This window comes from Barnesiella sp. An22 (assembly GCF_963931395.1).
Classification (GTDB): Bacteria; Bacteroidota; Bacteroidia; order Bacteroidales; family Barnesiellaceae; genus Barnesiella; species Barnesiella merdigallinarum.
Window position 1 is genome coordinate 1,300,651 of sequence record NZ_OZ007014.1, and the last position, 16,368, is coordinate 1,317,018.

Genomic DNA, 16,368 nt, shown 5'->3' on the forward strand with positions numbered 1-16,368 from the left:
GATGTCGCAGATCGTTTTCGAGGATTAGTTCAAATAGTTGTCGCTGCCTTCCCAGCCGGCGTTTTGGGTAAGTACGCCGCCCGACAGGTCGATTTGCGTTTGCGGAATCGGCAAGAAACCACCGGTTTCGGCACGGAACTCGATATTCTTGGTAGCGGCATTGGCTTGACCACGGCGGTTGTAGGTGACGATGCCGGTCTGGTTGGCCGTAATCTGGTCTTCGTCGTGCCAGCGCAGCAGGTCGTAATAGCGGATACCTTCAAAGGCCAGTTCGAAGCGGCGTTCGGCCTTGATGTTTTCGAGCGTGGCCGGAACCGAACCCAGGCCCACACGGCTTCTCACGCGGTCGAGATACTGTTGTGCGTTGGGAGCACCCAGCTCGGCGGCCATGAGCAGCACGTCGGAGAAGCGGATGATAATCAGGTCTTGAATATTGTCGCGCTGGTAGTCGGTACCCTCCATGCCATAGAGCTCGTGGCTGAAGTTGTGGACGTCGGTTTTCGTTTCGTCGGTCCACACGTTGATAGGCATGTATTTCTTCTGGAAGTAGCAGGTATTGTCTTCCTGGTTGCCGCCGCCGAAGTCGAAGTCGGCCACCTCGTCGGTGTTTCTGACATCGAGCACCGAGGCATCGCGACGCAAGTCGTTGGGATCCCAGTCGTCATAGATTTTGGGGTTGACCGTACCCATGCCCCAGCCTTGACCGAAGGGGAAGGTCTTGGTGTAGTTCTGTTCGCGGAAACCCGAGTAGAGGCAAATCTGGTTGCTCTTCTGTTGAGGCGAGTTCCAGTCGTTGGCCAACGACGAATACTTGATCGAGAATACCGTCTCGGCCGTACCGTCACCGGCCCAGCTGAGGTTGTTGTCGGCCGTATACTTGTAATCCTTTACATAGGAGTAGGCCCACAGGTTGCGGAAGTCGGGCAGCAGGTCGTGGCCGCTGTTCTCCACACAGTCGACAATCCAGGTGACTACCTGGTCTTTCGTTATCTGAGAGCCGTCGGCCAGAGGCAGAGTTGCGGTCTGGTAGTAGCCGGTATAGAAGAGGAAGACACGGGCCATCAAGGCTTCGGCAGCCCATTTGGTTACCCGGCCCAGGTCTTTGGCCCGGTCGATGTCCTGGAATTTCACGCTGGGCAACAGCTCGATGGCCGTCTTCAGGTCGGTAGCGATTTGTCCGTAGAGTTCGGTAGTCGATGCCTTGGGAATGTTTACCGGCTCGGGATTGAGTACCAGAGGTACCTGTCCGAACATACGGGCCAGGTCGAAGTAGAAGTAGGCACGCAGGAAGTGGGTCTCGCCCAGAATCTTGTTTTTCGACTCCTCGCTGTTCCATACCACCTGGTCGAGGTTGGAGAGCAGGTAGTTGCTGCGGTATACCCCGAAGTACATGGCACGCCACGGGTTGTTGAACATGTCTTCGCTGCTCTTCTTGAACTGGTCGATAGCCTTGCAGCTCTTATCGTCGGGACCACCGCCGCCCAGACGGTCGTCGGACATCAGTTCCGAAACGAAGAAGAGGCTGCCCAGCGGCTCGGGGCGTCCCAGAATAGAGTATACGCCCGTGAGCAGTTGCGACACATCGGCTTCGGTGCGCGGGAAGTTGCTCGAGTCTTTCTTGATCTTGTTGCTCGAATCGAGAAAATCCTCACAACTGGTGAGCAAGAGGATACCGATCATAAAATACAATATCTTTTTCATATCGTGATTTCTTTTTTGCGGTTAAACGGTTTTTGGTATGATGAGTTAGAATTTGAGGTTAACACCGAACATGTAGGTGCGAGAGCCGGGATAGTAACCCAGGTCGATGCCCGAGGTCCAGTTGTCGCCACCTCCGTAGCCTACTTCGGGATCCATACCCGAGTAGTTGGTAAAGGTGAAGAGGTTTTGTACACTGGCATACAAGCGCAGTTGCGAGATGAATTTCGATTTGATCAGGCGGCTGAAGTCGTAGCCCAGCGTCACGTTGCTGATGCGGAAGTAGTCGCCGTCTTCGATATAGAGGTCCGATACGTAGCCGTAGTTGATGGAGCTGCCGTTGATCGAGGGCAGACGGTTCGAGGTACCCTCGCCGTGCCAGCGGCCCAGAATCTCGGTAGTGTAGTTGTCGAATGTCGTGTTGGTGTTGTTACGGTACGACTTGGCAATCTGGTTGCCGGCTACACCATAACCCGTGAGCGAGAAGTCGAAACCTTTGTAACCCAGGTTTATCGAGATACCGTACGTTACATCGGGGTGGGGGTCGCCGATAAAGGTCTTATCGCCGTCGTCGATGGAGCCGTTGTTGTTCAGGTCCATGAAGATGACATCGCCGGGTTTGGCATCGGGCAGGATTTTCTTGGTAGCACCGGTCTCGGGGTCGGTCCAGGTATACGAGTCGATTTGTTCCTGGTTCTGGAAGATACCGTTCGTCTTGTAGCCGTGGAAGAAACCTACGGGTTGTCCCACTTCGGCACGGGCCAGATAGGTGGTGTTGTGGGTAAGGATGTTGGAGGTACCGTTGATGAAGCCTTCGCCGTTATCGATGCTGAGCACCTCGTTGTGGTTGTACGACATGTTGCCTTTGATGCTGTAGGTAAAGTCGCCCACCTGGTCGGTCCAGTCGAGAGCAATTTCGACACCGGTGTTTCTGATGTCACCGCCGTTGATGTAGGGGGCGTCGGTACCCCAGATACCCAGGCCTTGCGGTTTCACGAGCCAGCCGAGGGTCAGTTTTTCGTACCAGTCGAACGAGAATCCCAGACGGCCTTTCAGGAAACGGGTATCCAAACCGATATCGGTCTGACGCGAAGTCTCCCAGGTGAGGTCGGGGTTGGCAATCTTGTCGGCATAGGCACCGATGGTGTAGGCCGACTTGTCTTCGCCGAAGTAGTAGATGGCGGCGTTGGTGGCGTTGCCGATGGCGATGGTCTCGAGGTAGGCGAGGCGGCCGATGTTGCAGTTACCGTTCTCACCCCAGCTGGCGCGGAGTTTCAACTGGTCCATGAAGTTCACGTTTTCTTTGAAGAAATTCTCCTCGTGGATGTTCCAACCGGCCGATACCGAGGGGAAGTAACCCCAGCGGTGACCGCGGGCAAAGTTGGACGAACCATCGGCACGCATCGTTACGCTGGCCATGTATTTACCTTTGTAGTCGTAGTTGACACGACCGAAGAACGAGACGATACCGCCGTCGTCCCAGGGCGAACCGGTAGCGGTGGTTGTTCCGCTGGTCACGGTCTTGACGTTGCTCAGGTAGGCATATTCAAACGAGTCGAACTCCGAACCCTTGTTCGAGCCGGCCAGGTTTTCACCGAATCCCCAGCGTTCGAGCGAGTTACCTACCAATACGTTGAATTTGTGGAAGTCGTTCAGCGTGAAGTCGTAGGAAACCGTGTTGTCCCAGCTCCATTGCAAGCCGTTCCACGAGCTTTGAGTCACCTTGTCCTGGTCCGAGAAGTTGACCGAGTTCAACCGATAGACCGGCGTATATTCGCGGCTGGTACCGCCGTTGTAGGAATAGCCGAAGGTCGAGCGCCATTTCAGGTTCTTGATGGGTTCGAAGATGAGGTAGAGGCTACCGCGCACCGAGTAGTTTTTGCTGGTTACGCGCGAGCGCAGGTAATCCATTTGAGCGATGGGGTTTACCGACTGGTAGTCGAGCCCTTCGAGCGGATCGTGGTAGTCGCCGTTCTCGTCGTATACGGGGAGCAGCGGGTTACCGGCCAGGGCGCTGCGCACGTCGTTCCAGTAGATGTTGCCGGTACCCATACCCAGGCCCGAGCTGCTCACGTGGCCGGCCGTAAGGGTCTCGCCAAAGGTAAGTATGTTGCGGTCGCCGCTGCGGATGACGTGGTGCTCCGAGTTTAAACGCAGGGTGTAACGCTCGTAGAGCGATTTCACTTCGGGATTCTCCAGACCGATAACCGGCTCTTGCGACGTGTAGGAGAAACCGAACGAGAAGTTGGAGATGTCGTTACCGCTGGTCACGTTCACGGCGTGTCCCATTTGCGGGGCATTCTCGAGTGTCATCTCTTTCAGCCAGTTGGTGCCGGTGAAGGTACCGTTGTCTACCCCTTCGAGAATATAACCGGGAATACGGTCGGCAAAGTATTGGCGGTCGTAACCGGCCTCGTTGAGGATTTCGAGATACTGTTTGGCATTCAGGGGTGTAGCCGTCTTGGCCAGGTTCTGGAAGCCGATGTAGCCGTCGTACTCGATGGTGGCTTTTCCCTTTTTACCCTGCTTGGTAGTTACCAGAATAACGCCGTTGGCGGCACGGGCACCGTAGATGGCGGCCGAGGCAGCATCTTTCAGCACGTCGACCGATTCGATGTCCGAGGGGCTCAGCATCGAAATATCGCCGTTGGGCACACCATCTATAATATAGAGAGGATCCGAGGTGCCGATGGTACCGAGACCACGGATGGTTACTTTGAAACCGTCGCCCGGTTTACCGCTCTGCTTGATGATGTTGACACCCGGTGTTTGGCTCTGCAAGGCGCCCAGCGTATTCACCGTGTTCAGTTTGGCAATGTCGTCGCCTTTCACTTGTACGGTGGCGCCCGTTATCAGTTTCTTCTGTTGCACGCCGTAACCGATGGCCACAAATTCGTCGAGCATGTTCATGGCCGGGGTCATTTCGATAGTCAGGTAGGTTTTGCCTTTTACGTGTACCGTAGTCGTTTCATAACCCAGATACGAAACAACCAGAGCCGCATTGGGCGAAGCGGATAGCTCGAAACGGCCGTCCTTGTCGGTAATGGTTCCGTTGGTGGTGCCTTTTTCGGCAATGCTGGCTCCGATCAGCGGTTCGCCGGCCGAAACGACAATACCCGAAATTTTTGTCGACTGGGCAAATACGGAACCGCCGCACGCCATAAAAAGCAGCAAGAATACGAGGATATCCTTGATCCTCCCTCTTGTTTGTTTTTTGGTAAAGTTTTCTTTTTCCATGATTAGATTGTTGTGTGTTATTCTATGTTTTTTGCCTTGTGTCAAGTACGGAAATTTTGTATGTCAAAATTACTTCGTAGTTCTTTCGAGGGCTTGCATATATAAGTATTAGTATTTTCGTATGGTGAGGCTATGTTGTAAAAATGTAGCAAAGAGTTAAAGATATGTAGCCAGTTTTACCGGGCCGATATAATTCAAGAAAAAGCACTACATTTGTAGAGTAAAAGCAAAAGCCCTAATTCAAGAAGATTTCGTTTCACTGGACGATGATGCACACGAAAACACTACACATATTACTTAATTTGCTCTGGCTCTCTGTTTTTCCACTCTTGGCGAATACCGATAAGTTTTATGGTTTGCAGGAGGGACTCTCCAACAGTCATGTAAACAGTATCTATCAGGATAGGGCCGGTCTTATTTGGATTTGTACCGACAACGGGTTGAACAGTTTCGACGGGTTGAAGTTCAAGACCTACTACCACATACTCGACGATGAGACCTCGCTCGACAACAATTCGGTGCTGACGGTCTACGACGATACCAAAGGCAATCTGTGGGTGGGAACCACCGGCGGCCTGCAACTGCTCGACCGGACGACCGACCGCTTCACGACCATCCGTTTTTCCTACCCCTACATTACCGATTTCAGCTACATCAGCTGCATCATCGAGGACAGCCGGGGCAACATCTGGCTCTCGACCAGCCGGGCCGGTGCCATCTGTCTCAAGGGCGACGACCATCGTCCCGTCTACTACCTGCCTACCAACAGCAACATCTGCTCCGATAAAATCAATACGATATACGAAGACCGTTTCGGCAATATCTGGATCGGTTCGCAAGACAACGGTATCAGTGTGCTGAACATGGAAAACCACACCATTGTCAATTATGCACACGACCCCGACGACGAGAATTCGTTGTCGAGCAACAAGGTATTCTCGTTTGTCGAGCTCCCCGACGGCAACATGCTCATCGGTATGATCGACGGCGGTATCGACCTGTTCGACTACAACTCCAAGAAGTTTATCCGCAACTACATCCCCTCGGTCGAGGGGGCTTTCACCTTGAAGAAGGGGCTCCATAACAATATCTGGATTGGTACCGACGGGAACGGGCTTAAGAATTTCGATTACAAGACCGGGGCAATCAGCACCTACGACTCCGATTTGAACAGCGTAGACATGCACCACGCCAAGGTGCACGGTATCCTCGAAGACCGGTTGGGCAACCTGTGGCTCGTGCTCTACCAGAAGGGTATCATGATGATTCCCCAACAGGAGCGCATCTTCCACAACTGGGGCCTGAACTTCTTTCACCCCGAGTTGAATATCGGTACCGAGTGTGTGCTGAGCATTCTCGAGGACAGCGCCCGCCGCGTGTGGATAGGTACCGACGGCGACGGCATCTACCGCCTGAATGCCAACCGCAAGGTCGACCGCCATTACACCACCGCCCAATTGCCGGCCAGTGTGGTACTGGCCATTTTCGAGGACAGCAAGAAACGCATCTGGCTGGGTACCTATCTGCACGGGCTCTATCTCTACGACGAGGGCTCCGACAGCTTCCGCAGCGTGAAACTGCACGCCGGCGGCAAGGCGGTGAAGGATATTTACACCATCGAAGAGAATGCCGACGGCACTCTGTGGATTGGTACCAACGAAAACGGCCTTTGCCTCTACAACCACGACACCGGTAAGATTACGAGCTACACCTACGATATGATGTACAGCGGCAACCAGATACCCAGTAACTCGGTGCATACCATACTCTTCGGGCGCGACAAGCAGGTATGGATAGGTACCAGTAGTGCCGGCATCAGTTGCTTCGACCAGAAGACCGGGCAGTTTCACGACTACAATGTCGAGAACGGCAAACTCAAAAACAACAACATCTACGCCGTAGCTCAGGACAAGGCCGGCAATATCTGGGTGGGGACCAAAGGCGGGCTGCACTACATCGACCTGAAGCGCGACACCATGCTGCTCTATACCGAGGCCGACGGGCTGGCCAACGCCTCTATTGCCGGCATCGAAATCGACGGGAACGGCAATCTGTGGATCAGCACCTCGCTGGGCCTCTCGTTCTACGATGTGAAGCAAAAGCGATTCTCCAACTACTACACCTCCGACGGCTTGCAGAACAACGAGTTCAGACGCGGAGCCCATTTCGGCTCCAAGACGGGCGAGCTCTTTTTTGGCGGCATCGACGGGCTCACGGCCTTCTATCCCTTTGTGCCGCATGCCGGGCACGAGCTCACCAACCTCATGTTTACCGACCTCTATTTCTATAACGAAAAAATCGAGGTGGGCGATACCGACGATGCCGTGCTGAAGCACAACATCAACGCGACCGACCGTATCAAGATCGGACACGATATTCGCAGCTTCTCCATCGAGTTTGCCGCACTCGAATACAATTCGCCCGAAAAGGTGATTTACCAGGTGAAGATGAAGAACTTCGATACCGAGTGGCGCACCCTGCCCGCAGGCAGTCGGCTGGCTACCTACACCAATCTGAACCATGGTTCCTACACCTTTATGGTGCGGGCCTTCCTGCCCGGGACGAAACCGGTCGAACGCAGTTTGCCCATTGTCATCACACCACCCTTCTGGCTCACGTGGTGGGCCAAGACCTTCTACATCCTCTGTGTGCTGGCCGCACTCTTCCTCTTCTTCTACATGATGGAGCGCCGGGTACGTCGCAAGAAAGAGACCATTCAGAAGGAGAACGACAACCTCATCATGCAATCGAAACTCCAGTTCCTCACCGACATATCGCACGAAATCAGAACCCCGTTGACCCTGATACTCTCGCCCATAGAGACCCTGATCAAGGATACGCCCGAGGGGTCGCTGCGCAATGTCTATAAGCTCATCAACCAGAACGGGCAACGCATCCTGCGCCTTATCAACCAGGTGATGGAGATGCGAAAACTCGACCGTGGTCAGGTGAGGCTGCTGGCTGCGCCTACCGATGTGGAGCACTTCTTCCGCGAGGTATCCTCGTCGTTCGACAACATTGCCGAGGAGAAGAAAATTCGCTTCTCGTTGCAGGTCGAGCCGGGGTTGCCCAAGGTGTGGATTGATCAGGAGAAGCTCGACAAAGTGGTATTCAACGTGCTCTCCAACGCTTTCAAATATACCCCCGAGGGCGGCCGCATCGACATCACGATAGGGCGCGACGGCGACCAGTTGAGAATCTGTATCGCCGACTCGGGCGAGGGTATTCCGCCCGAACAGCGCGAGCTGATATTCAATCGCTTCTACCAGGTGCCCACGAGTGCCAACCGCAACAAGGTGGGCACGGGTATCGGGTTGCACCTCTCGCGCAGCCTCATGGAGATACACCACGGCCGCATCTATGTCGACGATTCTCCCTTTGGCGGGGCTGCGTTTGTCATCACGTTGCCCCTCGACAACAGCTATTTGAAGAAAGAGGAGATGCAGGCCGAGGGCTCCGAAAACAGCCTGGCCACACTGGTGCAGCCCGCGTTGCAAGACTTCGTCGAAGATACGCCCGAGGAACAGTCGCAGGGCTCGACGAGCACATCCCGGTACAAACTGCTGGTGGTCGAAGACGACAAGGACATACGCAAGTATCTGAAAGAGGTGCTTGGCGACTATCGGGTCATCGAGGCCGAAGACGGTGTGCAGGGGTTGGAACTCGTCATCAGCGAGATGCCCGATTGTGTGATTACCGATGTAATGATGCCCGAGATGGATGGCATCGAGCTGTGCAAGAAAATCAAAACCAACGACAAAACCTGCCATATCCCCGTCATCATGCTCACGGCAAAGACTGCTATCGAGCAGCGCATCGAGGGGCTCGAAGTGGGGGCCGACTCGTACATACCCAAGCCCTTCAACGTAGAGCACCTGCGTACCCGGGTGCGCAAGCTCATCGAGTTGCGTCGCACCATTCGCGAAAAATACGAGGGGAAACACGAGTTGCGCAAGGAAGACATCAAGATAAAGTCGGGCGACGAGAAACTGCTCGAGAAGCTGGAACAGATTGTCAAGGAGCAGATTTCCGACCCCAACCTCTCGGTCGAGACCATCAGCCGCCAAATCGGGGTGAGCCGTTCGCAACTCCAGCGCAAGCTCAAGCAACTGACCAACCAGAACCCGAGCGACTACCTCAAGACCACCCGTCTGCGCTATGCCGCCATGTTGCTGGTGACGAAAAACCTCTCCATCTCCGAGGTCACCTACGAGGCCGGCTTCTCGTCGCTTTCGCACTTCTCCAACAGTTTCCGCGACTTCTACGGCATGTCGCCCAGCCGCTATGTCGAGCTGAACCATGCCGGAGCCGCCCGGTCTGAGGAGGAGACCGACTCCGAAGCCACCGACGAGCCCAAACCGTCGGCCGACTGATTGCAGAATCTTTGCAGAACCTCCCGGGGCTGTGTCCCCGAAAGTGCGTGTAGACGGCACTTCTGCTACATAAACTGAAATCTGCGCTACATATATGAAAGAGCCGAGCCCCGCCCCGTGCCTATCTTTGCACTGTTAACGCAAATAGAATTTGAAATCATGAAAAGAGTGCAATGGATTTGGGTCGGGTTGCCGCTGTGGCTGTTGGCGGCATGCAGCCCGACAAGCAAACTGGTATTTGAAGACCATTTCGACGGTGAGGGGTTGCCCGATTCTACCCGATGGAATTACGAAGAGGGGTATGTGCGCAACGGCGAGTTGCAGTATTATACGGTAGCGCGGCCCGAAAACTGTTATCAGAAAGATGGCTGTCTGCACATAGTCTGCCGCAACGACAGTGCCCGCATCGAGCAGGGATTGTTCGGCAAGGCCTGGGCGACACCAGTCGATACGACCCGCTGCGACAGTGTGGCCCCCGTTACTTCGGCCAGCATTACCACCCGCGGATTGGGTGAGTGGAAATACGGTCGGGTAGAGGTACGGGCCAAATTGCCCGATTGCCGGGGCTCCTGGCCCGCCATCTGGATGATGCCGGCTCGAGACACCTATGGCAAATGGCCCCGGAGCGGCGAAATAGACATTATGGAAAACGTGGGCTACGACCTGCCCAAGGTGCACTATGCCATACACACCGAGAAGTACAACCACACCAAGAACAACCAGAAACGCTTTACGGTCGACTGCCCCACGGTAGCCACCGATTTTCACGTGTATGGCTTCGAATGGCGGGCCGACAAACTCACCTGGTATCTCGACGGGGTCGAGACCTACTCGGTGGTCAAGGACGAAGAGGGCTGGGAAGCCTGGCCGTTTGACCAACCTTTCTGCCTGATACTCAATTTCGCTTTCGGCGGAGGCTGGGGCGGTAGCCAGGGGGTGAACCTCGAGGGGCTGCCTCAGGAGTATGTAATCGACTACGTGAAGGTTTATCAATAGGTTTTCAATCATCATACATCGCGAGCCATCCTCTTACTGCCTCCCGGCAGGTTGTGCCTCCCGAAGTGAGGCACCTGAATCAATCGGAATTTCTGTTTCGGCCGGGAGGTAGGAGGGGTTGTGTTTGCCCCCTTGCAAGATTGCAGTTCGGGGGGCCTACCTGCGAAATAGCGCCTTCGGCAGAGGTTATGATGCGAGCAGAACGCTCCCGGTTTTCCTTTCGGAAAAATGCAAGAAAATAGTCACAAAAAGGCTTCTCCGGGGCCGCTCGGGCCGCTCTGCAACATATTTCAAAGTTTTTGCTACAATTTTTCAATAGCGAATGCAAAACTTCAAACAATCACATACTCGCAGTAAAGCCTTTCGTCCCGATTCAATCTACATTTGTGATGTCACAAGACAAGGACAGGATACAGACAATTATTTGTAAAACGTAAAATAAAAAATAGAAAGAGATTTATGAGAAAGAGATTCATTTCCATTTTGACGGCATTCTTTGGAATCTTAGGAGCCGCAGCCCAGGTTCCGGGTTCGTTTCAATATCAGGCCGTGATGCGCAACGACGACGGCAGCATCGCTTCCAACAAGCCCCTCGAGTTGAAGGTGCGCATTCATCAAGGCTCGGCCGACGGTACGGTAGTGTACGAAGAGGAGCATACCACCTCGACCAATGCCTCGGGTATCATCATCCTCAAGGTAGGAGAGGGCACCAACACGTCGCGTGTCAACGTACTCTACGATATTGACTGGAGTGCCGACGCCTACTTCTTCGAGACACAAGTCAACCGGGGTACCGGCTATGTGAGCCTGGGTACTCAGCAACTGCTCAGTGTGCCCTATGCCAAGTGTGCCGAAGTGGCCGACAACGTACACATAAAATCGCCCGATGGTAAAATGTGGCGAATCAAGGTGGCCAACGACGGTACAATCTCGACCGAAGCCGTAAACCAATAAAACAGATGAGACGATGATGAAGAAAGCTATACTATTATTATCGGTAGCGTCGGTATTGAGCGGGCAGGCCGTGGCTCAATCGGTTTTGTCGACATCAGGCTGCACGACCGAGACCCTCACCTGGACGTTGGGCGAGGTCTTCACCGAGTCGGTGTTGCGCTCCAATGTCGTTCGTTTCTCGCAAGGGTTCAATCAACCGATCGAGTTCTCGACCTCGGGTATCTTGAGCATAAAGGGCGATAACCTCACCTTTACCGCAGGCCCCAATCCCGTAGCCGATGTGCTGTATCTCACGGTTTCGGGCTCGGGGGTTACCACCTGGCAGCTCTACGATTTGCAGGGCCGCATGCTCGACTCGGGCCGTATGCTCGATGGACAGCAGGCCGTAATCGGGTTCGCCGACCGGAAAGCCGGAGAGTATCTGTTGAAAATGGAAAATGAGACAGGACGCCGTTCTGTCAAGATTATTAAAAAATAGGTGTGACGATGAAAAGATTTATTTTAGCCATATGGGCCGTATGTTTGCTTTCGGCAATTGACGTATGTGCCCAAACCATAAAGGGGATACCCTATCAGACCATAGTGCGCGACGAGCAAGGTAACCCCATGCCCAACCAGGAGGTGACGGTGCGTTTCTATATTCAGCGTACCTTGTCGACACGGTCCGATGCCGAACCTCAGTTGTTGTATAGCGAGACTCATTCGACCGTGAGCGATGCCAATGGACAGGTAAGTCTGCAAGTAGGTACGGGTACTCCGCTCGAAGGCTCGTTCGAGGCCGTCGACTGGTGGGGAAAGGTTTCGATTGAAACCGAACTGGAATTGCCCGGCACGGGAGAACGGGTATTTACCACTACGCAAGAGTTGGGTACGGTGCCCTATGCCCTGTCGGCCGAGAAGGCTTTGCTGCTCAAGTCGGACGACGGTACGCAATGGAGTCTCGAGTGTGACAACGAGGGTAACCTGAAGTCGGTGAAAATTCCCCAACGCTATACCAAGCTGGTATTCTCCGACGAGTTCGAGGGTACCGGTCTGCCCGACGACAGCAAGTGGGGCTATGAAGAGGGTTACACTCGCAACGGCGAGGAACAGTATTATACGGTAGCCCGCGAGGAGAACTGCTACATGGCTGACGGCTATCTGCACATCGTCTGCCGCAACGACAGCGCCCTCATCGAGAATGCGCTCTACGAGAAACCCTGGAGCGCTGGCGGTTCGCACGGCTATCGGGCCGATACGATTATTCCCATCACTTCGGCCAGTGTCGTGACCAAAGGCAAGTTTGCCTTCACCTACGGTCGGGTAGAGGTACGTGCCAAACTGCCCGTGTGTCTGGGTTCCTGGCCTGCCATCTGGATGTTCCCGCAAGACCGTAGCGACTGGCCTGCCTGTGGCGAAATCGATATTATCGAGCATGTAGGCTACGATCCCGGAAACATCTATTTCACGGTTCACTCGACCGAACTCAATGGCAACAACCAACCCAACCGTTACGCCTCGAGCGCACCTATCGAGAATCCCGAAGATTGGCACGTCTATGCCTTCGAATGGCATCCCGACCGGCTCATGTGGTATATCGACGACGAGCTCCAGTTCACCGTAGTACGGTCGCGGGTTTACTCCGACAGCAACTGGCCTTTCAACAAGGATTTCTATCTGTTGCTCAACTTCGCCTTCGGTGGTGGCTGGGGAGGCCGCGAGGGTATCGACATAGAGGCATTGCCGCGTGAGTATGTGATAGACTATGTACGAGTATACCAGTAACATAAAGATAAAACGGATAAAACCAATAAGACTAAAATCATGAAAAAAACAACTACACTTGTCTGTACCGTCCTGATGGCGGCTATGTGTAGCTTCCCCGGGAGAGCCGACAAGGTCTACTATGTCGATCCCGATGGAAACGCACCCGACGGTATGACGGTCGATGCCGTCTATACCAAAGTGGCTTCGGCCATCAACAACGTAACGGCCGACGAGCCGGTGACCATCTACCTGAAACCGGGTCACGAGTTTAAAGAGAGTAACATGACCACCGGCACGAACCGGGTCGATTTGACAATCATCGGCGACAGCTCCACCATCAATGCCGGTACCGCTCAGCGTATCTTGCGCACCGAGGCTGCCCGTCTGGTCTTGAAGGGCATCACCTTCACCGGAGTCAAAGACTACACCAGCATGGGCGGTGTGCTCTACTTTGCCGGCAATGCCGGCAGTGCCTCCGAACTGGTAGTCGACAGCTGTGCCTTTGAAAACTGTTCGCTGACATCGGGAGCCGACGGCGGTGCCGCCATCGCTACCGGTACGAATGCCATGAGCGTGACCATTACCAACTGCGTGTTCAAGAACAACGAGACCGAAGGATACAGAGACTCCATGAGTGGTACCTCTATCCATTTCCAGGGTAAAGATGGGGTTTTCACTCTCGAAAACTCTATCTTCCAGAGCAACGTGATTAACTCCAATTCGGGAGCCAACGCCGTGGGTATCGTCAACAACTCGAACGTGCAGGCCCGCCTGGTCAACAACACTTTCTACAACAACACTACGCTGGGTGTTCCCGTAGGCTCTGTTCCCAATATCCTGTTCAATGGATCTTCCAATACGGCCGAGGTGGTGAACAACACCTTCTACTTCGATTTGAGAGACGATGCCGAGGGTGAGGAGGGCGACCAGACCCTGATGAAGAAGGTCTACAAAAGAACCTCTGCCGTCAACGTGGGCGAGACCGGCAACAATACCCTCTACTTCGTCAACAACGCCGTGGTCGGTTTGCGCAGTGCCGTCATTTCGCCGGCTGCTACGGGACGTACCATCGTGTGCCGCAACAACTACGCCGCCGTGCTCGAGCCTCACGCCTATGTAACCGAACTGGCCAACGAGGTCGGTGGCAACGTGCTGCTCACGGCGCGCGAGTCGAATGTAGGCGACCCCTTCATTGCCGACATCGACAGTCTCACTACGTTGATAGGCGAGGTGGGATTGGCCGATACGCTTTCGACCGATAACTTCGTACCCTATCTGGCTACGACCGAAGAGAGTCCGCTCATCGATGCCGGTACGGCCGAGTATCTGGTGGGCGATGCAAATATCGTTCCCGGGGTCGATGTGCTGGGCAGTGCCCGCGACGACGAGGGCGTCGACATCGGTGCCTATGAATATGTGACCGAAGATGTGCCTACAGCCATTGCCACGGTCGATGCCGCCCCCGACTTCAGAGTCTATGCACGGTCGGGCGAACTGGTAGTCGAGAATCATACCGATGCCGCATTCGAGGTAAATCTCTTCCAAATCGACGGCCGTCGGGTAGCCACCCTGTCGGTACCGCAATCGGCTGTGGTTGCCCGGGCATCTCTCGCCCACGGTGTTCTGCTGGTAGTAGCCACCGACGGTACAACACAAATCACGAAAAAAGTAATCTTATAAACTTAATATCAATATTTTATGAAAAAGAATTTCTTATTAGTAGCTCTGTTGGCAGGTTCTCTCGGAGCAAACTCCTTTGCTGCCACAGAAATTTATGTGAAAGCCAGTACGGGTAGCGACAGCTACAACGGTGCTTCGTGGGAAACTGCTTTCAAAACCGTAAGCAAAGCGATAGGTAGTGTACAGGAAAACGAGGAGACCATCATCTATCTCGAGCCGGACATGCTCTTCGATACGGGTGGTCAGCTCGACTTGGGTGAAAACAAAAACGTGACGATTGTCGGTAGCAACACTACCCTGCGTGCGGCCGAAAAACCGGGTAAGGAAGGCGGCGAGGGTGCTCGTATCCTGCGGGCTGCCACAGGTTGCAACCTGACTGTAAAAGGTATCGTCTTCCTCAACGGTCGCCAGATCGAGTATAACCCCGGTGGTGGCCTTTTCTTCGCCGGTAACACGCTGGTAGTCGACAGCTGTACCTTCATCGACAACGAGTCGGGCTCGGGGGGCTCGGGTATTGCTTCTCGTGGTGTGAGTGTAACGGTTCGCAACTCCTATTTCGACGGCAACTACGTGAACAGCGGTTACGGTACGGGTGCTGCCATCGTACAAGCCGGTGTGAACAATGGTGAGGCCGGTACGCTGCTGGTAGAGAACTGTACCTTCTACCGCAACGACCTGAACGGTGTGGGTACGGCTATCTCGACGAAAGATGCCGGTGCCGGATACTCCAACATGAAAGAGGTGAAGATTGTCAACTGTACCTTCCTCGAGAACACCTCCGACCTGGCCAACCAGGCTGCCATCGATGTATCGGACAACAGCGAAATCCCCGTCAAAATTATAAACAACACCTTCTACGGTAACGACGGTGCTCTGCGTGTAGGCGACATCTACGGCGAAAAGGGCGGCGAAGTTATCTTCATCAACAACCTCGTATTTGCCAACGCTTCGGGTATCTTTGGTGCCGAGGGTTATTCGGTTGCCGACCTCCGTTCGCCCATCATCGGCTACAACAATATCATTGTAGGTGCCGAGCGTGGTGTCAACGAATTCATCGACGACGAGTGCTTCAACGACAAGAAAGACCTGTACAACAACCGCGTGGAGACGCTGGCCTCGTATCCGCTCTCGATGGTTTCTCTGGCCACCGAACTCTCGACCGACAACTATGTACCTTACCTGGCTTTGACGGCCGAGAACAGCGACGCCGTAAATGCCGGTTACGCTACGGGTACCTATGCCGAACTCATCCCCGCGACCGATATTCGTGGCAAGTATGCTGCCGGTACAAGAGATATCGGTGCCTATGAATACGGAGGTCTCGATGATGATGAATCGGCCATTTCGTCGGTTGTTGCCGATGCTTCCGATTTCGTAATCGCTCGCAATGGCGACCAGGTTACGGTTGTCAACACCGCCGACCGTCGCTTCACCCTCACCGTAGTCGACATGCTGGGCCGCACGCTCTATACTGCCGAGGCTGCCGGTCAACTCACGGTCGACAAACAGGAGCTGGGTGCTCGTTGCGTCATCTTCGTACTCACCGACGGAGTAAGCAAGAAAGCTGAAAAAGTAATGTTGTAATCTAATGTGTTTCTCCGGTAGGAGATAGGATTGGTTATAGTGTAGCCCTGCCTGAATATTCAGGTGGGGCTGCTTTTTGTGTTTAGGGGTGATGGTTGAA

9 protein-coding genes are annotated in these 16,368 nt (G+C 54.2%); 7 read left to right on the forward strand and 2 right to left on the reverse strand.

Features of this window, described 5'->3' with window-relative positions:
* Positions 1-24: 24 nt before the first annotated feature.
* Both ABGT88_RS05215 and ABGT88_RS05220 read right to left on the reverse strand, forming a co-directional pair.
* Complete coding sequence (locus tag ABGT88_RS05215; RefSeq protein WP_258326428.1) at positions 25-1,701, reverse strand: RagB/SusD family nutrient uptake outer membrane protein; 1,677 nt, start codon at positions 1,699-1,701, stop codon at positions 25-27.
* A 45-nt stretch (positions 1,702-1,746) separates the two neighbouring features.
* Complete coding sequence (locus tag ABGT88_RS05220; protein WP_346700812.1) at positions 1,747-4,935, reverse strand: TonB-dependent receptor; 3,189 nt, start codon at positions 4,933-4,935, stop codon at positions 1,747-1,749.
* Positions 4,936-5,264: 329 nt separating this feature from the next.
* Here ABGT88_RS05220 and ABGT88_RS05225 point away from each other — a divergent pair, with 329 nt between their 5' ends.
* The 7 genes from ABGT88_RS05225 (at position 5,265) to ABGT88_RS05255 (ending at position 16,268) form a co-directional block, all read left to right on the forward strand.
* A complete protein-coding gene (locus tag ABGT88_RS05225; protein WP_346700814.1) occupies positions 5,265-9,308 on the forward strand; it encodes a two-component regulator propeller domain-containing protein in 4,044 nt (1,347 codons plus the stop codon).
* Positions 9,309-9,467: 159 nt separating this feature from the next.
* The gene (locus ABGT88_RS05230; protein ID WP_346700816.1) at positions 9,468-10,304 is read left to right on the forward strand and encodes a glycoside hydrolase family 16 protein; all 837 of its coding nucleotides are present in this window, start codon (positions 9,468-9,470) and stop codon (positions 10,302-10,304) included.
* 459 nt (positions 10,305-10,763) lie between these two features.
* Complete coding sequence (locus ABGT88_RS05235) at positions 10,764-11,258, forward strand: hypothetical protein (RefSeq protein ID WP_346700818.1); 495 nt, start codon at positions 10,764-10,766, stop codon at positions 11,256-11,258.
* Between the two features lie 13 nt (positions 11,259-11,271).
* Positions 11,272-11,736, forward strand: a complete 465-nt coding sequence (locus ABGT88_RS05240; RefSeq protein WP_258326423.1) for a T9SS type A sorting domain-containing protein — start codon at positions 11,272-11,274, stop codon at positions 11,734-11,736.
* An 8-nt stretch (positions 11,737-11,744) separates the two neighbouring features.
* Positions 11,745-13,022 carry a family 16 glycosylhydrolase gene (locus ABGT88_RS05245; protein WP_346700820.1) on the forward strand — a complete coding sequence of 426 codons (1,278 nt, stop codon included), beginning with the start codon at positions 11,745-11,747 and terminating at the stop codon, positions 13,020-13,022.
* A gap of 39 nt (positions 13,023-13,061) precedes the next feature.
* Positions 13,062-14,684, forward strand: coding sequence for a choice-of-anchor Q domain-containing protein (locus ABGT88_RS05250; protein ID WP_346700822.1), 1,623 nt, complete (start codon positions 13,062-13,064; stop codon positions 14,682-14,684).
* Between the two features lie 18 nt (positions 14,685-14,702).
* Positions 14,703-16,268 carry a right-handed parallel beta-helix repeat-containing protein gene (locus ABGT88_RS05255; protein ID WP_346700824.1) on the forward strand — a complete coding sequence of 522 codons (1,566 nt, stop codon included), beginning with the start codon at positions 14,703-14,705 and terminating at the stop codon, positions 16,266-16,268.
* The last annotated feature ends 100 nt before the right edge of the window (positions 16,269-16,368 follow it).